The sequence below is a fragment of the Armatimonadota bacterium genome (assembly GCA_039679645.1).
Classification (GTDB): domain Bacteria; phylum Armatimonadota; class UBA5829; order UBA5829; family UBA5829; genus UBA5829.
In genome coordinates, this window is sequence record JBDKUO010000039.1 from 78,247 (window position 1) to 97,764 (window position 19,518).

Below are 19,518 nucleotides of genomic sequence, written 5' to 3' on the forward strand. Positions count from 1 at the left end.
GGATACTGCGGATTGTGGCATGGCGGAGGTTGCAGGAAACATGCCGAAGGCAGTGTGCGACATATGGTCCGGCATGGAAGACAAGATATGGGTGATTCATCCCGCATGCAATACCAACTTTATGGTGAAGGATCTGTATAATGCGGCGACAGACTCAAAAGGCGAGTTGGGAAAAAAGCTGGGCGGGCTGGCACTGAATGAACCGCAAGTCGAAGCTATTATCGATTTCATCACAAGGTCCGGCAGTCATGTAGTTGAGGGTGATGCTGCAGCGCGAATGCACATTTTGGCTACCCTCAGAAGTATATACAATCCCATTCAAGTGGGTGAAATCAATTCCTGGTCGTTAGGCAAGACCGATACCGAAATAGAAAATAACCGGCTATACAAACAAATCAGGCATCACAACATTGTGCTGATAGGCGGGCCTGAAGGCAATACCACCACCGATTTATTCCTCAACAAAGCAAAGCTCGATTGGTTGTTCCCTAAAGATGATCGTTTTCAAATTCGGCGCTGGCCGGATGATACTGAGCCGATGCGGCCTGAGGGTAAGCGGCCTACGCTGGCTAGTGACTGTGGTGTGTTCATCAAGACTACAAATCCCTTTAACGAAAGGCGTCGCCTGTACGCAGTGATGGGTGCATTTGCATGGGGAACTCAGGCAGCGGCTGCGGCTGCATGTGACGAAGCATCCGCATCAGAAGTGGAGAATGCAAAACGCAGCGATTTCTTTGATATCGGCGCTTGGGTGCGTGTGCTCCCCGGAGAGGGCAAGGATACTCTTGGTCGTTTTGACGATCCCAGTTGCCGTTACCTCATCGAGTATCCTGAACCCGTCCACTGCGAAGAAAGAAAGATACACAAAAATCCCAGAGGTATCAATGAGACCCTGGCAGCGCACAAAAAGCAGCTTGTTTCATCAGTCCTCAACAGAGTCACTCTTCACACCAGGTTTTCAGATATCAGTTGCTTTGGCATGTCGGTGTGCGCGTTAACCGCATCCGCGCTCGCGATACTGTTCCATACATGCTACCAGAACAAGCCGATACTAATAACGGCTGTCGGCGTATTTATTATTTCCGCGTTTACCAGCCTGATGTCTATGGTACGCTCACTGCATGGTTCAGTCAGTTGGAAAGACGTTTCCGATAATCGCAGCTCGAATACGGGTGGCAAAAAATGATAAACGGGTTGGATTTGCATCTTTTGCCGACTATTGTCGTTCTTGAGATAGTTGCTATGGCAATCGTCATATTGGCCGCTGCATTGTTTACTCTGTTAGTAAAAGACAAGTTTGACCTGCTTGAAATAATCCTCAAAATCGCAGGCTTCTTTTTCAGACCAGAGGTCATCAAAAAGATAAAAGCGTGGATCGATAATTTGTATTCCCGCCTGTCCGAACAAAAAATGCCGGCTAATCATTTCTTTGGGTGGTTGGTCGGGGAGGGTATATCTCTCGATATGTGCTGTCCCAAGAAGACCCCTCAGCGATATTTCAGGTTTACGGACAAGGATGAGGAAGGCAATGTGATACACACGGGCGTCAGATCATGCAAGAGAAGTGAGTGCCGGCTGGGGCCGGAAGTGAAAGAGCCGCCCAGAAGACTGCGGAATATGTTGAACAATAACGCTTTTAAGCCTATTGATATGTATCTTAAAATTCCTGATGTAAGAGACAGACAGGCTACGCGCTTTCAATCATTTGGTCCGGGAGAGGTTGTTGTCAGCACAAATATGGATGATAATATGATCCTGTACCCGCAGGAAGGGTATATTGCAATCAAGCAAAAACTTAAGCATCTACTATACCCTGTGACAGTAAAAGAATGCCGAAAAGAAGGAAAGATCATCTATATACGATGCAAATTTTACGGATGGAATAATCAATCGGATCATAATATGCAGAAACTGGATAGTGTCTGCGCCCACTATGATGCCGAAGGTCACAAGCCGCCTGGGTTGGTCCGGGAGAAGTACATTAATTGAGTTCGAGTATTGCCGGTAGACAATTGCTATAAGCGCCAAAACCCAGCAATTTTGTTGCTCGAATGCATTTCCTCTATCACAACACTTTCTTTCCCAACATTACCATTGACAAGCACCCAATCTTATGATATAAAGAACAAACTGATCATAAGTGTGATGCAAGCGTGGCGAATGGATGTGTTTCGCTGATCACAGCAAAGAAGGGAGGGGAGGAAATGAAACGAGTTTTGTTGTCGATCGTAATGCTTGTTCTTATTGTTGCGGCTGTCCCGGCATTTTCGTTTAGCGCTTCGGTCCTTTGCCAGGGCAACATCTGTGGAGGTATTGGGGTTCGGGATTACCAGTATGAAGTCACCGTGACTGATGGACTGATCTACCAGTTGCATGTGGGCACTTGCGACCCGAACCTGCAGGATTACTTCAACATTTTGATGCCTGCCGGCTGGAGTTTCAATATCTACAGCATTATTGAGGATCATGCAGACACATTTACGCCTCATGGTCAGATATCGACTCCTACCGGGTCCTGCCAATGGTGCGCGGTATGGACCGACACGACCGGCCAGGGTGTGGCAAACGCGGTGTTCGGCTTTGACAATCCCAACAGCCCGCATGATGTCGGCTGGTTTATCAATTCCAGCGCTGCGGTTGAGAACTGGTCAATGCCTGTAGGTTTGGGCGATGGTCCGGTTCATGGTCCCACGGTCCCGGAGCCGTCCGGCCTGCTTGCATTGTTAAGCGGCCTTGGCGTTCTCAGTGGGGCCGTCGTTCGCATGAAGAAGTAATATCTTTTTCGATCTAACTACCTCTTGATTGCCTCTGCGAGACCCTCTGCAGGGGCATTTTTATGAGAAGTTTTTCTTGTCGAACCCATGAGTCTTTTCCAGAGCCTTTATCCCCACCAGGCTGGCTCGTTTGACTGTGAACTCTCCATATCTGTCGTTGATCTCGTCGACCGCCTTCAAGAGGTTCTTGCCGCGGGGGTCCGTAAAGAGGTCCATCTGGTGCGCATTCTTCGCCAGACTTGAGACGCATACCCCTACCAGCCGGATAGCGCGCCTGTCGGAGTTCTTGTTGAAGATCGACATAGCCGCTCTATATATATCAAAGCCGTCATCGAAGTATTCGCCGAATGTCTTTCTATAGCTGGCAAAATGCATATCGGCGTATCTGATCACAAGCGTGATAGTCCTTCCGGCGAAACCCTGCTCCCTGAGCCTGCGCCCGACCATTTCCGAAAGCCTCAGCAGATGGCGGCCTACGAGGTCGAGGTTGCGAGTGTTGCGGCTGAGAGTATAGGAGTGGCTTACCGATTTAATATCCGGCTTGCCGTAGTAAGGGATTATCGCCGGGCTGTAGATGCCGTTGCCCATCTCGTGCAGCGCCTCGCCGAGCACTCCGAACTTTAGCTTGAGTATATTTTTCGGCGTTCGACCAAGCTGCCCCGCGGTCGTGATCCCCATCTTTTCAAGCTGGACCCTGAGCCTCTCGCCGATACCATGAAGCTTTTCAACAGGCAGGTTTTCAAGCAGGCCTTTGACGTCTTCGCGCGTGATCTCGACCAGCCCATCCGGCTTTTGTATATTGGCTGCAAGTTTGGCGAGCATGATATTAGGTGCGATACCGACGGAGCAGGTCAGCCCGAACTCCGCGCGAATACGCCGTTTGATCGCATGGCCGATGCTCCATGCGCCGCCGAATTGCTCCTGCGTGTGAGTGACGTCCAGGAAGCACTCATCAATGGAATATATCTCCATCATGTCCGTGTAATCGCCGCAGATATCGAATATACGGCGCGCGGTATCGGAATACTTCGTCGAGTCTCCGGTCACGATAATTGCGTCCGGGCACTTTTCTATTGCCTGGAAAGTCGCCATCCCCGAGTGGATTCCATACGGCCTGGCCTCATAGCTTGCTGCAGCCACGACAGAGCGCTTGGCAAGGCTCCCACCGACCAGCACGGGCTTGCCGCGCAGCGCCGGATTGCACCGCTGCTCTACATTGGCGAAAAATGCGTTCATGTCTACGAGTATGATCGTGCGGTCTTCCATATTTTCACCATGCTGCAATTACATCCCTCCAGGTATCCCTACCTGGAGGGTATCCACCCAGTCTTGCCTTCCAGTAAGATACCTGGAGGCATAAGAAGATTTTTAACCCGAGCATACTTTGCTGAGTGTCCACTCCAAAGTCAGCGAGTTGAAGCAAAGCTCGTACATATTTGATCCGACAGTCACGGAGTAATGCCTCAGCTTTGCCGAGCCGATGTTGCTGCTCCACGCGAAATTTATCGCGCCGATCTTGTAATACCGGCTGCGCCACAAAAACCAGACGGGTTTTGCCTTGCCCTTATCGAACGCCGCTCCCACGCGGATTTCTTCATCAACCGCCGCTGTTTCCACGCTCATTACCTCTGCGCAGTAGTTTGCTATATGGATTGTAGCGAACGCATGTTCGTTTGTCAAGTAGTATTTACCCAGGAGGAATCGGTTTAATACATGTCCAATGAGATTCAAAGCATAATACGGCGACGGAGGCAAAAATGACACACGATCAAACCGGGCATGCAGTGATTTTCGCGGTTTCGGACGCAAGCGGTGAGACAGCCGAGCGGATTGTCCAATCGGCGCTGGTGCAGTTTAAGGACGCGGATGCGACTATTATCCGCCGCAGTCAGGTCAATACGCCGGATCAGGTAAAGTCGGTGGTCCAGGAAGCAGCCAATAACAAGGCGCCCATCGTGCATACATTAGTCTCCAGCGACCTTCGCGCTCTCATACTTGACCAGGCGCGGCTATTTCATGTGGAGGCAGTGGACCTGATGGGTCCCGTTCTGGACCGCCTGGCAAACCTCTTGAAGCTCCACCCAATGCAGCAGCCTGGGCTTTTGAGCCAATTGATTGATGCCAGGACACGGGAGATCGAGGCTGTCGAATATGCATTTCGCCATGACGACGGTCAGCGTCCCGAGGGTCTTGACCGTGCGGATATAGTACTAGTCGGAATATCCCGCACCATGAAGACTCCTATTATGCTATATTTGGCATATCGCGGGTGGTTTGTGGCGAATGTGCCTATCGTGCCTGAGATTCCTCTGCCCGATGAGCTTTTTGATGTGCCCGCAGAGCGTGTGTTTTGCCTGTATATGTCTCCAAGTCGCCTTCAGGACCTCCGCCGTGTGCGTGCAGCCTCCTTGAAGCTGCCTGAGGAGCCATATGCGTCGGTTGAGTTTATCCGCCAGGAACTTCAACATGCCCGCATGCTCTGTGCAGAGCACGGCTGGCGAAAGGTCGATACGACTGATAAGTCCGTTGAGGAGGCGACCAGGGAGATACTCACTCTGCTTGCTGTGAATGGACTGGGGGCGAGGTGAGTCATAACGTCATAACGTCATAACGTCACAACGTCGGGTGTTTCTGGATTTGAGGAGCGGATGAAGAAGTAATTGCTTATGAAATTATGTATTGAACTGCTCCAGAAATCCCGAAACAGAAGGTTGCTAGTGTGCTATGATATCTCAAAGGAAGTTAGTCTCTTGGCACATACAAAGAAAACACCCCCGCAACAACCAAACCTCTGGCGCGAGCAATGGTCAGGCAAAGTCCGCGCGCCTGATGACATGGTCCGCTTTGTGGACTCAGTAGGCTGCTGCACAAGTAAAGAACTGCCCAAGTTTCCGCATTTTCCTAATCAAAGCGCAGTGATTGCCGAGGTCGACCCAAGTGTGTCGCACCCCTGGTTCTGGAAAGACGATCTGCATATCGAAAAGCGCATCTACTACACGCGAGTCTTCGGCGGCCAGCCTGGCTTCATCTCATACGCGATGCTGCCGGCATTCATGGCCACAAACGGCGCGGTTTACGATGAACTCCTCTTCAATGGTGTGCTCACACCGGAACATAGGCTGATTTACGACATCATCGAGGCGAGCGGCCCAATTCCCATAAAAGAATTGAAACGCCAACTTACTCCGAGCGCGAAAGCTGCCGCTGACCGCGTCCTCCACGATTTCGACAGGCAGTTCATCATCACAAAGACCGGTATTACAGGCCGGACCATGGGCACATACGGTTATATATGGGACTTGGTCGAGCGCTGGGTTCCGGATATGCTTACCGCCGCCGACCGCCTGGGTCGCGTCAAAGCTGAAGTTATGATACGCGAACACCTAACGTCATTCGGCATAGCACCGGACTCAGCAGTCTACTCAAAGATTCTGGGTTGGTCCCAGTAAGCGACATTTTATAACGATCCTTCTAGTCTGCACCTCCGAAAATTCCTGTGCTTTTGTTCGGACAGATTTAAAATCTGCGCCGAAAAGGGCAAAATGGCATCTCTGATGCCATCACCTAACGCTTATATGCAAACTTAGCAGCTAACCGGGATCACAGAGTCCGAAATTGCCCCAAAGGGGCCAGATTGCAAATCTGCCCCAACAGAATATTGACCTTGACCATCCCACCTCAGCGGACTAGAATATCGATGTAATCGGAGGTTGCAGTAATGGGTGTTGCGGAACGTATATCGATATTCGGCTCGGTCCTGGATGATGCGGCTGTCAGGCTGATGCTGGACATGCTCGATGATAATAAGACGGATGATGAGCGCGCCAGGGCATCTTTGTTTGCGATCCTGGCTGAGAGCGCCGAGATGGCGAGCCAGCCTGTTGTAGGAAACGCATGGCAGAATCACCTTATGAATGTGATCCTTGCCGATGACAATATATTCGCGCGCAAGGCCGAGATGGTCGGCATCGATGGGATGGGGGAGTCCCTGGTGAGCCAGGTCGGCACTGAACTCAAAGCCCTTAAGGATATGTATGATACCGATATCGACTCTATCCTGGCGGGCTACCCTTCTCTGGACACATTCAAGCCGATAGCCGCCTCACGGGTGGATGAACGCCTAATGGATATCAAGAGATTGCTGAGCGGATGCAGCGACTGGCCAGCGTGTCTCGAACGAATCGCCGGTTATTACTCTTCGAGCGGCACGGGACTTTTCGGCAAATATTATGCCTTCAGGTGGCTGAGAGCAGCAAGCGGAGGCAAACTCAAGGGCATAGAATCTCCCGACCCGATCCGCCTGGACGACCTGGTAGAATATGAATGGCAGCGCGAGGCTGTCTCTCGAAATACTCAGAAACTGCTGGCGGGTCTGCCGTCCAACAATATGCTCCTATACGGTGACCGCGGCACGGGCAAGTCCTCGACAGTTAAAGCCATGCTCAATGAGTATGCCCAGCGCAAGCTGCGACTGGTGGAAGTCGCTAAGGACGATCTCACCGAACTGCCGGACATCCTCTCGATCCTGCGCAAGCGTCCCGAGAAGTTCATACTCTTTATAGATGACCTCTCCTTTGAGGAGAATGAGACTCAGTATAAGGCGCTCAAGGCGGTGCTGGAGGGCGGTCTGGAAGCCAGACCGGTGAACGTGGCGCTGTATGCCACCTCGAACAGACGCAATATAGTGAAAGAGCGCTTCTCGGACCGCCAGAAGAATGACGATGAGGTGCATCCCGGCGACACTATGCAGGAGAAGCTCTCACTTTCAGACCGGTTCGGGATCAAGCTGCCGTTCCTCGCGCCTGACCAGGACGAGTTTTTGAAGATAGTCGAGACCCTTGCCTCACGCGCGGATATCGAGATGACCGAAGACCTGCGAAAGAGCGCACTTTCCTGGCAGCACGCGCGATCAGGCCGCAGCGCGCGCCAGTTTGTGGACTATTGGATCGGCGAGAAAGGGCTTATGAGGTAGTTGATGAACTCTGAACATATATCCAAAATTGCACATGAGCTCAATCTTAGACCCGGACAAGTCCAGGCTACGGCGGAGCTTCTGGAGCAGGATGCCACCGTGCCTTTTATAGCTCGATACCGCAAGGAGGTCACCGGCTCGCTCGACGAAGTGGAGATCGCTGCCATTCGCGACCGCCTGGCCCAGCTTGCCGAGCTAGACAAACGCCGCGAGGCCATTATCGACTCGCTGACTGAACGCGAACTGCTCACCGATGAATTGAGTGCTCAAATTCAAGCTGCCGAGACAATGGCCGAGCTTGAAGACATATACCTGCCGTATCGGCCCAAACGACGCACCCGCGCTACCATCGCCCGTGAAAAGGGGCTTGAGCCTTTTGCCGATCTCATATTTGCTCAGAAAGCCGTTGACCTGGAAAATGAAGCGGCTGCGTTTGTGTGCGAGGAGAAAGGGGTCGCGTCAGTTGACGAGGCGCTTGCCGGTGCCCGCGACATTATCGCTGAGAATGTCAGCGAGGACCAGCAGACCCGTGCGCATATGCGGGAGCTGTATTCGACCAAATCCATAATGACCTCCAGCGTTGTCAAGAATAAAGAGGAAGAGGGCGCCAAATTTAAGGACTATTTCGACTGGAAAGAGCCGGTCACTCAAGCTCCGTCGCATAGAATTCTCGCGATGATGCGCGGAGAAAACGAGGGCTTCCTGAAGCTCCGCATCGCGCCGTCCGAGCAGGAAGCCGCAACGATGCTGCACAGGTTTTTCGTGACGGGCAAGGGAGAATCGTCCGAGCAGGTTCAGATGGCTGTTGACGACAGTTACAAGCGGCTGCTCGGGCCGTCCATGGAGACTGAGATACGTAACGACCTCAAGCGCCGGGCCGATGAAGAAGCTATCCGGGTATTTGCCGCAAACCTTCGAGATCTGCTGCTTGCGCCGCCTCTGGGCCAGAAGAACGTGCTCGCGCTGGACCCGGGGTTCCGCACCGGCTGCAAAGTGGTCTGTCTGGATCGTCAGGGCAAGCTCGTCCACAACGACAATATATATCCGCACACCGGCGGGTCCAAAGCGATTGACGCGGGGAAGATCGTCATCGACCTGTGCAAAAAGTTCAGCATAGAGGTGATTGCGATCGGCAACGGCACCGCCAGCCGCGAGACCGAGACTTTCGTCAGAGCGCTGAATCTGCCCGGCTCGATCCCGATTGTGATGGTGAACGAGTCCGGGGCGTCGATCTACTCGGCGTCGGATGCGGCACGCGATGAGTTTTCCGATTATGATGTCACCGTGCGCGGGTCGGTCTCTATAGGCAGGCGGCTGATGGACCCTCTGGCTGAACTGGTCAAGATCGACCCGAAGTCGATAGGTGTAGGGCAGTACCAGCATGATGTCGACCAGGGCGCGCTTAAACGGAGCCTGGACGATGTGGTGATGAGCTGCGTGAACGGTGTCGGTGTGGACGTGAATACCGCCAGCAAGCAGCTCTTGACGTATGTATCCGGGCTTGGACCAAAGCTCGCGTCAAACATAGTCGAGCACCGTAATGAGAACGGCCCATTTGCCTCGCGCCAGCAGCTCAAGAAAATTAAGGGTCTCGGCCCCAAGGCATTTGAGCAGGCTGCGGGGTTCCTTCGGATCAGAGGCGGCAAGAACCCGCTCGACTCAAGCGCTGTCCATCCTGAAAGCTATCATATAGTCGACGAGATGAGTCGGGATTTGGGGCGGTCCGTGACTGAAATGATCGGCGATCAGGCGCTGGCTAGGCAGATAAGCCTGGACAAATATGTCAGCGATAAAGTTGGCCTGCCCACGCTGCACGATATTCTGGACGAACTAGCAAAGCCGGGCCGCGACCCGCGCGAAAAGTTCGAGCTTTTCCAGTTCGCCGATGGGGTCGAGAAGATGGAAGACCTCAAGGTCGGTATGAAGCTGCCGGGGATAGTCACCAATGTAACCGCATTCGGCGCATTCGTCGATATAGGCGTGCACCAGGACGGCCTTGTCCACATCAGCCATCTTGCCGATAAGTTTGTCAGAGACCCAAACGAGATTGTGAAAGTGCATCAGAAGGTGATGGTCACTGTGATCGACGTAGATATCCCTCGCAAAAGGATTGCGCTTTCTATGAAGGACAGCCGGGTCCAGCAAAATATGGTCGGGCGCGGTATCTGACTGCGCTCGAAACTGAATACGTAGAATACAGAATATTTGCAAAACGAACTGAGCGTGAAATTCGGATTATTGAGCGTGGGGAGTTCGTTTTGGCTTGTTTTTTTTATATCATTAATTCATTCCTCTTGCTAAGATGCTTCGCGAGCGTATGCTCCGAAGCGTCCACACGAGGCTTCGGGACATACGTCCGCGAAGCATTCTCTCCCATAATTATAAGACGGCTTCTAGGCCAAAATGTAGTTAACAGACCATGGTATTTCAACTAAATGTTGTTCACTATTTGTGAATACACCGGTTTGTGCCTTGTGGGAGGCGGCAAATCGACGCAAATGTACGATGATAGTCTCATAATGTTCGAGATTGATATTGACAAGCTGGTTGGTTGAGGATAGAATGCGGGTGAGGTTGTTGGCGTTAGGTCAGTTCGTTTCGGGAACAAGTTCCCGAAACACGAAAATTGGTGAATTAGATGGATAATGGATTATATTTTGGCAAATTATGTAATCTTCCACACAAATGTCGACGAGGTAGCAAGCCTCGGTGCCACCTTCTAACACACGGATCGGATGATAAAGTTACTGCAAGGTTAACTAAATTAATTTCTCCGTGGGGTGTAGTAAGCTCTGATGATAAATGGATGCCGAAAGGATTTGATGAAGTAGATGAAGCACAGCTTGATAAAGCTTCATATCTTCTACCTGATGATGTTTCCGAGAAGTTAAAATCATGGTGGACATACAAACCTGCGACAACTCCCAACTGGGACATCGCCAGCACATGTAGGATTGAAGGGAAGAATGGCTTATTACTGGTAGAGGCCAAGGCGCATGACCAGGAATTGATTTCTGAGAAGGTGGGCAAGAATATCGAAGCTGAGGCAACGGAGACTCAAAGGCTCAACCATGCACGGATTGGCGATGCTATTGAAGAAGCGAATATAGGTTTGAATCACATTATGGCGGGTTGGAAACTGTCTCGCGACAGTAATTATCAGATGTCTAATCGTTTTGCATGGGCTTGGAAGTTAACTGAGCTAGGTATTCCAGTAATACTGGTCTACCTCGGTTTTACTCACGCTGTCGATATGTGTGACCGCGGCAATCCGTTTATAGATGATACTGACTGGCAGCAGCTTGTGAGGTCTTACAGCGAAGCATTCGTTCCACCTCATATTTGGAACAGTAAATGGATTGTAAGCGATCAGCCATTCATACCACTAATACGAACTTTATAGCAAATATATCCTTATCTGTTTCTGTGCAATCCAATTTGGGTTGATTAGGAAACAGAAATTGTTCAAGTCAGGTGGTGTGCTTGGTGCCATTCCCGAAGCATAAAAGAAAATCAAGGCGTTGGAGCGACGACGAGAGGTTCGTCTGATACGCGCCAATGCTCAACACAAACAGATCAGGAGGAGGACGCATGATGAGAACGTACGCATTCAGACTTGGGCTAATAACCGCGGTTGCACTGGCGATGATTTTCCGGCTGCCGGATTGTGCTGTTAGCGAAGTCAAGATCATCGAAAAGGAGAGCCCATGGCCGGTCGCAATACGGACAATAGAGACTGACAGCTCTGTCTGTGTCAAATGGAAGGTCTGTATCAACGGAGTCACCGGAAATGAATTCGATGGAAAAAGCTACTCAAAAAGTATGCCCGCCACGGCCAAACTCACAGCCGACGGCAATTTCGTTTTTGTGGGCTACATGCAAGGCGATGAATACCCGAGTGGCGGATGGCTATTGGTTACCAATCCGGACGTTGACCCGTCAACTGATGCACTGGCGCTGAAGTGCGGCGAGTGGACCAACAACGCATACAATCTCACTCAGCGCGAACGCAAGTCGCTTGGTTATTCTGGTTTGGGCATATCCGTACCGGCAAGATCCGTCGACAGCATAAAGGATGGACCAGATCTCATCTACAGCAAGAACGGGTCGCGAGTAGCATACCGAGGAGAACAAGGCAGCAACTGGCGAGTAGCCGTAGACGGAGTAGAGGGACGCGCTTATGACTATGCCTCGGTTCCTTTCTTTAGTCCTGATGGTAAGAGAGTAGCATACGAAGCCAAGCGTGGAACAAAATGGCTTGTGGTGATGGACGGAATAGAAAGCAAAGAATACGATGACATAGAGACAGCAATGTTCAGTCCGGATTCCAAGAGATTTGTTTATGCGGCGAAGCGTGAAGGCAAGTGGTTTGCAGTCGTGGACGGAATAGAACAAAAGGAATATGACAAAGTCGTAAAGCCTTGGTTCGGTCATGACTCCAAGAATGTGAACTATGCTGCCTTTCGAGATAAGAAATGGTTCATCGTCTCTGATGGAACAGAGGGCAAGGAATATGATGAGGTAATTGCTCAGCAGAGCAACCCAGATGCAGGACAAATCGCCTACAAAGCCAGGCAAGACAAGAAATGGTTCGCTGTTTCTAATGGGACAGAAAGCAAAGATTACAGCGAAATCGGTCGCGTGGTGAATAGTGAGAACTGTCAACACGTGGCATATTCTGCCAAATACGGTAAGGGCTGGGTTGTTGTCCACGATGGCGTTGAGGGAAAGGCATACAAAGACGTGTGCACTCCTGTTCTGACTCCAGATGGGACCAGAGTGGCATATTGGGCCAAGCCCGGCAAGAGATGGTGTGTCATTGTTGATGGAGTACCCGGCCAGGAGACTGATGGCGACTGGTGTAAACGGCTTGATCCATCTTTGGCGCCAGTCTTCTCGGCTGATGGGAAGCGAATTGCATTCATGAATCAACGTGGCGATCAATGGCTCATTGTCGTGGACGGAACCCAAGGCAAGCTATATGATGATGTCACACAACCGGTTTTCAGCCCCGACGGCAATCGCATCGCCTACATAGCTCAGAGAGACTCAAAATGCTTTCTTGTTGTCGACGGGGTCGAGGGTTTGAAGTATGATCAGTATATGGACGGACTGGCTTTTGACGGCCCAGATAGACTTCATTTCACTGCAAAACACGGAAAGAATGTTGTCCGCATAGACGCAGAGATACAGCCGTAGACATCCCTGATGGTCCGGGATTTGAATCTCGGACCTCTGTATTTGGGATTTTAATCCCATGTATGTTCAAGCGAACAGAATTACTGGGACTTAAGTCCCACATACGTGCATCGAGGATTCAAATCCCCGACGATCTCCGAAACAACGCATAATGGGATTTCATATTCCAACATTAAGTTGGCTTGTTGCTGAATTCGCCTTTTCACTCTTTGCTGCCAAATAATTTAGAAAAGCAGAACAGGTAACAAGCATATAAAGTGCATCTTCCTGATTCAAATCAGGTTGTTCAAGCATTGCGTGTCGAATGCCGCCTTCATCACTTGTATAACCATAAAGGCTCTTAAAGCCAGATTTCAATGCACCATGGATTTTGAGTTTGTTATCCAACATGTCCAGAGCTTTACCGAGTTCTGCTTTATGGTCTCCTGTTATGACTCTGCATGCAGATTCTATTGCGCTTATTGATTCCTTTATAGAGTTTCTGTAGTCTGGATTTTCGCGATTGGATAGAAGCTCAAGAGCGGATTTGAGATGATGGCGTGCTCCTTCAAATAGAGGCTCATTTGAGAGCGCATTCTGTACGCTTGTAAGTTCTTCTTCATTTGTGATCGGTGCTATCTGTTTATCTACAAGTCGATAGCCTGCCATTTCTTTTTCCAATGCCTCGTTGCAGCGTTTTTGAAAGAGTAGAGAAGTTCGCAATGCTAATGCTTCTATGAGATCATAGATCTCATACCAACTGGCTCTTGAGAACCATTCGTTAAGTTCAAACCAAAACTGTTCTTCCCGTATAGGCATTTTGTTGGCAGGTTTGCAAAGGAAATCGCACCATAGCGATTTAATATGGTATAAACATTCTTTCTGTTTTTTTTGCGTATGAGGCGAATTGCCTGGCATTGTATGCCAAGTGGTAAGTTCGTTGTATATCACATTCCATAGTCGCGTTTTTAGTAACTCGTCCATTGTTTCTAACTGAAGAATATCCCTGACGGGTTTATAGCCATAACGCTCTGAAAATGATGTCATTTGATTTATCCCTTCAGCCCGGTCATCACAACTCCCTGCACAAAATACCTCTGCGCCAGGAAGAAGATAATGAGAACGGGCAGCAGGACTGCAGTTGACGCGGCCATAAGAGAGACTATATCCACTCCCCATACGTCCGAGAATGTGGCAAGGCCAAGGGCGAGTGTGCGCTTATCGACTGAGTTTAAATACAGGAGGGGCGTAAGGAAGTCATTCCAGTGCGCTACAAACGAGAACACGGCAACGCTTACTAAAACGGGTTTAGACAGGGGCATAATTATCTGCCAGAAGATTCGGAATGTTCCGCAGCCGTCTATTTTTGCGGCCTCTTCCAGTTCCACGGGGATAGTGAGGAAGAACTGCCGCATCAAAAAGATATAAAATGCATTGCCGAAGAATGCGGGCACAATCAGCGGCAGCAGTGTGTCATACCAGCCGAGGTTCTTGAAGATAATAAATAGCGGTATCATCGTGACCATCGCAGGCAGCATCATAGTGCTCAGCATCAGTATGAACAGAGTATCCTTGCCCGGAGCCTTGAGCCGGGCGAATGCAAACGCTACCATCGCGCTCGAAAGCATTCCGCCCAGGACCGCAAAGAATGTCACTATGATTGTGTTAGTCGCATATCTGCCGAAGGGCATAAGCGTGAGGGCAGTCTTGTAGTTGTCCCACTTGAACTGCGTCGGAAATAAGTGAATTCCCGGCTGGGCGACCTGCTCTGGCGTGCTCAGTGAGACTGTGACCATCCACAACAGCGGTATCAGAAACAGCGCCGCCCCGGCGAATATAAGCAGATATGTAAGTGCAATGCGAATATACTTCATTTTTGACTAGACCCCTCGTAATAGACCCATCGCTGCGACCCCTTGAGGTGGAACAGAGTGACCAGCAGCACGATCAGGAAAAGTATCCACGCCATGGCCGAGCCGTAGCCCATCTTCATCCACTCGAACGAGTTCTTCCAGAGGTAGAGTGCGTAGAAGAGCGTCGAGTCCTCAGGCCCGCCGTTCGTCATGATATAAGCCTGCGTGAACATCTGCAGTGAATACATCGTGCCCACTACGAGCTGGTAGAATATCGCAGGTGTGAGCAGCGGCAGTGTGACGTGCCTGAATACTTTCCAAGGACCTGCTCCGTCGAGCTTAGCAGCCTCGTATAGTTCCTCGGGGATTCCCTGGAGCGCGGCAAGGTAGACTATCATCGCACCGCCGACTCCCCAGAACCCCATTATGATGAACGCCGGCATCGACCATGCCGGGTCCAGCAGCCAGCTCGGCGGGTTCGCCCATATCGGCAGCCAGGCTAAGTGGCCGTTTGAGATGCCGGGAATGATATTGAGGGTTAAAAGTTTATTGAGAATGCCTGTAGTCGGGTTAAACACAAACAGCCAGAGCATGGACGTCGCGACGCCCGAGATCACCACCGGCAGATAATACATAGTGCGGAAAAGGCGTATCCCCAGGACTTTCTGGTTCATCAGGACCGATACTCCCAGCCCGCCCACGATCGCAAGCGGAATACTGAAGACCGCATAATAGCCTGTGACCCACAGGGCTTTGAAGAACCTTGAGTCTGCGGTGAACAGGTCTGAATAGTTGCGCAGCCCGATGAAGTGGGCTGGGGAAAGCGCGTCCCATTTGCTGAAGCTGATCACCAGCGACGCAAGCATTGCGCCTAGAGTGAAAACCAGAAAACCGACTATCCACGGTGAGGCGAACAGATAAAACGTCGCAGCTTCTTTTCGAGCCGACCTGCTTCCGTGCGTATGTTTGCGGACGTAGATTACAACCCCAACAAGTGTGATAGCCAGAGCGCTGAATGCAATGATTCCCAGTGTCTTCCATGGCACGACCGGGAACCGGGCCATGCTTTCTGTGGCCTTAGCCAGAATCTTGTCGGCAGACTTTGCGGATGCATCCAATGCAGCCCCCGGCGCTGCCTGGCCTTTCAGAGCTCTTTCGATATTTCGAGCGAGAGTGTCCGAAACTTCCTGCCAGCCCGGCACTATCGGGATGGTGCGGCCATAAGGTATCTGGTCTACAAATGCGCGTGTGATCGGGTCGGAATAGAACTCCGGCCTGTGCGCTACCGACACCCTTGCCGGTATTCGACCGGCCACTTTGCATATAGCGGCAAGCTGCTCCGGGCTGGATGCGAATTTTATGAATTTCCAGGCGGCCTCGCGGTGCTTGCTGCCCCTGGGGATTATGAGAGAGTTGCCTACCACTTCAATCGCCGGTTTGTCCTTATAAGGAATCCCGGCTACTCCGTAGTCAAGCTTAGGGAAATATTTTTTCAGGTCAGGTATGCGAAACGGGCTGTCTATGCGCATCGCGACCATTTCCTGGCCGAATGGGTCCTGTGTGGCTCCCTTGAAGTTTGCAGAAAAAGTCTGCAGCGCCTTTACTCCGCCTGCTTCGCGATCAAGGAAAGACTTCATCCATGTCAGCGCCCAGACGCCTTCCGGGCTGTTAAATATAGCTTTCTTGCCGTCTTTCGATAGCAGCTCACCATTGGACTGCCAGAGATACATGGTGAAGTTGTTTGGATTATATAGAAAGTCAGCATAGCCTATGCGCTCGATCCGGCCTTTGGAGTCACGCTTGGTGAGCTTCATTGCATAGTCTTCGAGTTGTGCCCATGTTTGTGGAGGTTTGTTAGGGTTTAGCCCGGCTATCTTGAACAGCCTCTTGTTATAAAAGAGCGCATTGGGGCTTAGGACCCAGGGCACACCATACAGCTTGCCTGCATAGGTGTTTTGTTCCAGTCCAACTTTGTAGAAATCTTTGAGGTCAAACTTATCCCGCCCTATCAGGTCATCGAGTGGCTCAAGGCCGCCGCGAGACATCAGCTCACCGCCAAGATGCGCGTAAAAACGCACCACATCCGGCGGCACTCCTCCCGCCACCGAGAGTATCAGCTTTTGCTCCACATACTTTTGCGGAACAAGCATCGCGTTGACCTTGATGTCCGGGTTTTGCTTCTCAAAGTCGGCGATCATCTTCTCGTATGCTGCGCGCTCGTCCTGTGAAGCTCCGTACCAGAAGACAATCGTCTCCTTCGCCTGCGCTGCAAGCGGGAGAGCAAATAAAAGGATAGTTGTGATAAGTAATAGTCGAGTTCTCATATAGTCATCCAATATAGTTGAAAATCTCATTTATGTAAACACTACGATGGGCCATATTGCCCAGTTCCCGGCGTCTACAATTGACAATGACGCAACTGCTGTGTTAGATTGGCCCTGCAATGAAACTGCGTATTAGCTTAATCCTCTGTATGTTATTATCGGCATATGCCGCCTCGTTTGCTCAGGATACTGTCGGCGAGCCGGATGTCGTGCGCCCGCAGCCAGTCTGCATCAGCGACCAGCCGGAGAAAATTAGCGTTGAAGCCCGAGAGTGGGGGCTGCTGGGGTCGAAGATATGGGCTGACGGCAATGTGCTTTTTCAGCGCGGTTCGACTCGACTGCGAGCATCAACGGCCGAGTATGACTATAACACTCGCACGGGCACGATGCGCGATGTTATTTTTACAACATGCACTGCAAAAAGGCCGGACTATCATCTTCGAGCAAGTGAAGTGACTCTGTTGCCGAACAGAAAACTTCGCGCCCGCAATGCATCTCTCTATTTGGGCAATTTAAGGGTGTTGACGCTGCCTTCGATAAAGCTCAGAACGGGTGGGGCGAGTGCGTCCACAAATGTCTTTCCCACTCCCGGGTTCAACAAGGATGAGGGTTTTACGCTCTCGCAGGTCCTGCGAATAATCGACAACGATCAGTTCCATACAACAGCGGACATACGCCTTACCACTAAAGACGGCGTGCAGGGGCAGTTGAACGGTGAATATGGCATAGACGGCAATTTGGACCATTTCCCTGGGCGTTTCCTGACCTATGATTCGCTTCGCTCCAATGTTCTGGACCTGCCGAAGCAGCCTGTCGGAGGGTCATGTCCGCCCGAGATGCTTGAACCAACAGATGCGGCTCGACTGAGAGGTTTCGGCAGTTTTACACTAAAGCAGCGGACCTATGACATTGAAAACGACAATCTAGTCGTATACAGGCAGCCTGAGCTTGGGCTTCGCTATATAGGCAGGCAGCTCAATTTCACCAAGACAAAACTCGACCCCAGACTGGACATTTATCCCGAGGTCATCGCATCATGGGGGCATTATAAAGAGGTGCCAAGTTCTGTCGGCTTTATTGATCGTGATCAGCTCGTAGCCACCGCGAGCTTGAACATAATTCCGCTTGGTCCGTCTACGACTCTTCAGCCGGTAATCTCGCATGCATGGTCGGCCTACAGCAATTCCGACAGCTATCAACAGTCTGCCTTCGCAGTTGATGCCAGCCATTTGTTTGTCAACTCATCGTTTGCGTCGATCAGATATATAGCCCGCAGCCAGAGCGGTGTGACACCCTTCCAGTTCGACGACGTGGATATCTATCACGAGTTTCAAGGCGCTTTTCAAGCCAACTTTAGTAAGCACACTATCGGATTGGTGCTGAGCTATGATATCGATAATGATGATTTCTATGACTGGGAGGCTGTGTATGGCTGGCGTAGTGATTGCCTGGCATCCTGGATTCGCTGGAGCAACAGAATACAGCGGCTTTCGTTCCACGTTACGCTGATCAATCTATAAAGCAAGTGCTCAGAAATAATGAATGCCTACGCGTAATGCGAAGTAGATTGAGTGTAAATAGCGTCCTTTTTTCAGTCGGCGCAGGCCGACTTCGTGTTTTTTGTGGCTGTGACTTTAATCGCTGGGTTTGGCGTTTATCGCAATTGCCTCATACACTTCCAGGATTCCATTTTTTACCGATTGATGCTAAAATGACTGGTCGATTGCTGAAACGAGAGGTTTAATGATGCACGTTCTAACTCAGGTGAGAAGTCGAAAACTGACAGGTTATCAGGCGTTGATCGCATCGCTTATCGGCGCTGCATTTACGGCTGTCTGCGCAAAGATTGTTTTTTATCTGCCGGTGAGCCCTGTGCCGGTGACCGGCCAGGTGTTTGCAGTTATATTCTGTGGAATGGTGCTTGGAAGCCGCCTTGGAGCGCTTTCGCAGATCGAGTATATTGCCATAGGGCTGATGGGCGCGCCTGTCTTTTGCGGCTCTTTGTCAGGCCCGATGATCCTTGCCGGGCCGACGGTCGGCTATCTTGTCGGGTTTGTCGCGGCTGCGTATATGGTCGGAAAGCTGATGGAGACACGTGTAGATGCATCCTTCAGATTTGCATGCGCGGCGGGGCTTATCGGAGTAGGGGTGATACATACACTCGGTGTCTGCTGGCTCGCTATATGGCCCGGACACCTGTTTGCCGGTTTGAGCGCATGGCTGGTCGGCGCAGTCCCATTTGTGGGCGTCGATATTGTCAAAGTTGTAATTGCGGCCAGGCTTTGTACTGTGAGGTCAAGGTAAACTTACTCCGATATGATAGAGCGAATCGCAAACGTTTCAAATATGTCATTCCGAACTTGTAATCCGAATTGCAGAATTTGTTTATCAATAAGATGTAGTTGCAATTCGGATTA

General features: G+C 50.9%; 16 protein-coding genes. 11 read left to right on the top strand and 5 right to left on the bottom strand.

From position 1 onward, the window contains the following. Positions 1-40: 40 nt before the first annotated feature. The 3 genes from ABFD83_08250 to ABFD83_08260 all read left to right on the top strand — a co-directional run bounded on the left by ABFD83_08250 (position 41) and on the right by ABFD83_08260 (position 2,774). A complete protein-coding gene (locus tag ABFD83_08250) occupies positions 41-1,186 on the top strand; it encodes a hypothetical protein (GenBank protein ID MEN6357057.1) in 1,146 nt (381 codons plus the stop codon). Continuing rightward, the gene (locus tag ABFD83_08255) at positions 1,183-1,989 is read left to right on the top strand and encodes a hypothetical protein (GenBank protein MEN6357058.1); all 807 of its coding nucleotides are present in this window, start codon (positions 1,183-1,185) and stop codon (positions 1,987-1,989) included. The genes ABFD83_08250 and ABFD83_08255 overlap by 4 nt, the downstream gene beginning before the upstream one ends. A 215-nt stretch (positions 1,990-2,204) precedes the next feature. Next, the gene (locus ABFD83_08260; protein ID MEN6357059.1) at positions 2,205-2,774 is read left to right on the top strand and encodes a PEP-CTERM sorting domain-containing protein; all 570 of its coding nucleotides are present in this window, start codon (positions 2,205-2,207) and stop codon (positions 2,772-2,774) included. A gap of 60 nt (positions 2,775-2,834) precedes the next feature. Here ABFD83_08260 and dinB read toward each other — a convergent pair whose 3' ends face one another. Next, positions 2,835-4,058: a DNA polymerase IV gene (gene dinB / locus ABFD83_08265; protein MEN6357060.1), complete on the bottom strand. Its 1,224-nt coding sequence runs from the start codon at positions 4,056-4,058 to the stop codon at positions 2,835-2,837. A gap of 84 nt (positions 4,059-4,142) precedes the next feature. Next, positions 4,143-4,397: a hypothetical protein gene (locus ABFD83_08270; GenBank protein MEN6357061.1), complete on the bottom strand. Its 255-nt coding sequence runs from the start codon at positions 4,395-4,397 to the stop codon at positions 4,143-4,145. 134 nt (positions 4,398-4,531) lie between these two features. Here ABFD83_08270 and ABFD83_08275 point away from each other — a divergent pair, with 134 nt between their 5' ends. The 6 genes from ABFD83_08275 to ABFD83_08300 all read left to right on the top strand — a co-directional run bounded on the left by ABFD83_08275 (position 4,532) and on the right by ABFD83_08300 (position 12,945). After that, on the top strand, positions 4,532-5,362 hold the full coding sequence (locus tag ABFD83_08275) for a pyruvate, water dikinase regulatory protein (protein MEN6357062.1): 831 nt from the start codon (positions 4,532-4,534) through the stop codon (positions 5,360-5,362). A gap of 162 nt (positions 5,363-5,524) precedes the next feature. Next, positions 5,525-6,223 (top strand): hypothetical protein, encoded by a 699-nt coding sequence (locus ABFD83_08280; protein MEN6357063.1) that lies wholly within the window; start codon positions 5,525-5,527, stop codon positions 6,221-6,223. A 269-nt stretch (positions 6,224-6,492) separates the two neighbouring features. After that, on the top strand, positions 6,493-7,746 hold the full coding sequence (locus ABFD83_08285; protein ID MEN6357064.1) for an ATP-binding protein: 1,254 nt from the start codon (positions 6,493-6,495) through the stop codon (positions 7,744-7,746). Positions 7,747-7,749: 3 nt separating this feature from the next. After that, positions 7,750-9,915 (top strand): Tex family protein, encoded by a 2,166-nt coding sequence (locus ABFD83_08290; protein ID MEN6357065.1) that lies wholly within the window; start codon positions 7,750-7,752, stop codon positions 9,913-9,915. A gap of 637 nt (positions 9,916-10,552) precedes the next feature. Continuing rightward, the gene (locus ABFD83_08295) at positions 10,553-11,149 is read left to right on the top strand and encodes a hypothetical protein (GenBank protein MEN6357066.1); all 597 of its coding nucleotides are present in this window, start codon (positions 10,553-10,555) and stop codon (positions 11,147-11,149) included. Between the two features lie 188 nt (positions 11,150-11,337). After that, the gene (locus tag ABFD83_08300) at positions 11,338-12,945 is read left to right on the top strand and encodes a hypothetical protein (protein ID MEN6357067.1); all 1,608 of its coding nucleotides are present in this window, start codon (positions 11,338-11,340) and stop codon (positions 12,943-12,945) included. A gap of 159 nt (positions 12,946-13,104) precedes the next feature. On the opposite strand, the gene ABFD83_08305 is transcribed toward ABFD83_08300, so the two are convergent. The 3 genes from ABFD83_08305 to ABFD83_08315 are packed head-to-tail and all read right to left on the bottom strand — an operon-like array spanning position 13,105 to position 17,101. After that, complete coding sequence (locus tag ABFD83_08305; protein ID MEN6357068.1) at positions 13,105-13,971, bottom strand: hypothetical protein; 867 nt, start codon at positions 13,969-13,971, stop codon at positions 13,105-13,107. 5 nt (positions 13,972-13,976) lie between these two features. Continuing rightward, positions 13,977-14,798, bottom strand: a complete 822-nt coding sequence (locus ABFD83_08310) for a carbohydrate ABC transporter permease (GenBank protein MEN6357069.1) — start codon at positions 14,796-14,798, stop codon at positions 13,977-13,979. Beyond that, positions 14,795-17,101, bottom strand: coding sequence for an extracellular solute-binding protein (locus ABFD83_08315; protein ID MEN6357070.1), 2,307 nt, complete (start codon positions 17,099-17,101; stop codon positions 14,795-14,797). The genes ABFD83_08310 and ABFD83_08315 overlap by 4 nt, the downstream gene beginning before the upstream one ends. Before the next feature lie 119 nt (positions 17,102-17,220). Between ABFD83_08315 and ABFD83_08320 the strand changes: the two genes are divergently transcribed. Further along, positions 17,221-18,621, top strand: coding sequence for a hypothetical protein (locus ABFD83_08320; protein ID MEN6357071.1), 1,401 nt, complete (start codon positions 17,221-17,223; stop codon positions 18,619-18,621). A gap of 223 nt (positions 18,622-18,844) precedes the next feature. Next, entirely contained in the window at positions 18,845-19,405 is a 561-nt protein-coding gene (locus tag ABFD83_08325; protein MEN6357072.1) for a biotin transporter BioY, read from the top strand. The last annotated feature ends 113 nt before the right edge of the window (positions 19,406-19,518 follow it).

Bases quoted from the DNA above. Each gene is read 5' to 3' on its own strand.
- ABFD83_08260 (MEN6357059.1), top strand. From the start codon at position 2,205: ATGAAACGAGTTTTGTTGTCGATCGTAATGCTTGTTCTTATTGTTGCG.
- ABFD83_08325 (MEN6357072.1), top strand. From the start codon at position 18,845: ATGATGCACGTTCTAACTCAGGTGAGAAGTCGAAAACTGACAGGTTAT.
- ABFD83_08305 (MEN6357068.1), bottom strand. From the start codon at position 13,971: ATGACATCATTTTCAGAGCGTTATGGCTATAAACCCGTCAGGGATATT.
- ABFD83_08295 (MEN6357066.1), top strand. From the start codon at position 10,553: ATGCCGAAAGGATTTGATGAAGTAGATGAAGCACAGCTTGATAAAGCT.
- ABFD83_08255 (MEN6357058.1), top strand. From the start codon at position 1,183: ATGATAAACGGGTTGGATTTGCATCTTTTGCCGACTATTGTCGTTCTT.
- ABFD83_08300 (MEN6357067.1), top strand. From the start codon at position 11,338: ATGATGAGAACGTACGCATTCAGACTTGGGCTAATAACCGCGGTTGCA.
- ABFD83_08310 (MEN6357069.1), bottom strand. From the start codon at position 14,798: ATGAAGTATATTCGCATTGCACTTACATATCTGCTTATATTCGCCGGG.
- ABFD83_08250 (MEN6357057.1), top strand. From the start codon at position 41: ATGCCGAAGGCAGTGTGCGACATATGGTCCGGCATGGAAGACAAGATA.
- ABFD83_08275 (MEN6357062.1), top strand. From the start codon at position 4,532: ATGACACACGATCAAACCGGGCATGCAGTGATTTTCGCGGTTTCGGAC.
- ABFD83_08290 (MEN6357065.1), top strand. From the start codon at position 7,750: ATGAACTCTGAACATATATCCAAAATTGCACATGAGCTCAATCTTAGA.
- ABFD83_08315 (MEN6357070.1), bottom strand. From the start codon at position 17,101: ATGAGAACTCGACTATTACTTATCACAACTATCCTTTTATTTGCTCTC.
- ABFD83_08320 (MEN6357071.1), top strand. From the start codon at position 17,221: ATGAAACTGCGTATTAGCTTAATCCTCTGTATGTTATTATCGGCATAT.
- ABFD83_08270 (MEN6357061.1), bottom strand. From the start codon at position 4,397: ATGAGCGTGGAAACAGCGGCGGTTGATGAAGAAATCCGCGTGGGAGCG.
- ABFD83_08285 (MEN6357064.1), top strand. From the start codon at position 6,493: ATGGGTGTTGCGGAACGTATATCGATATTCGGCTCGGTCCTGGATGAT.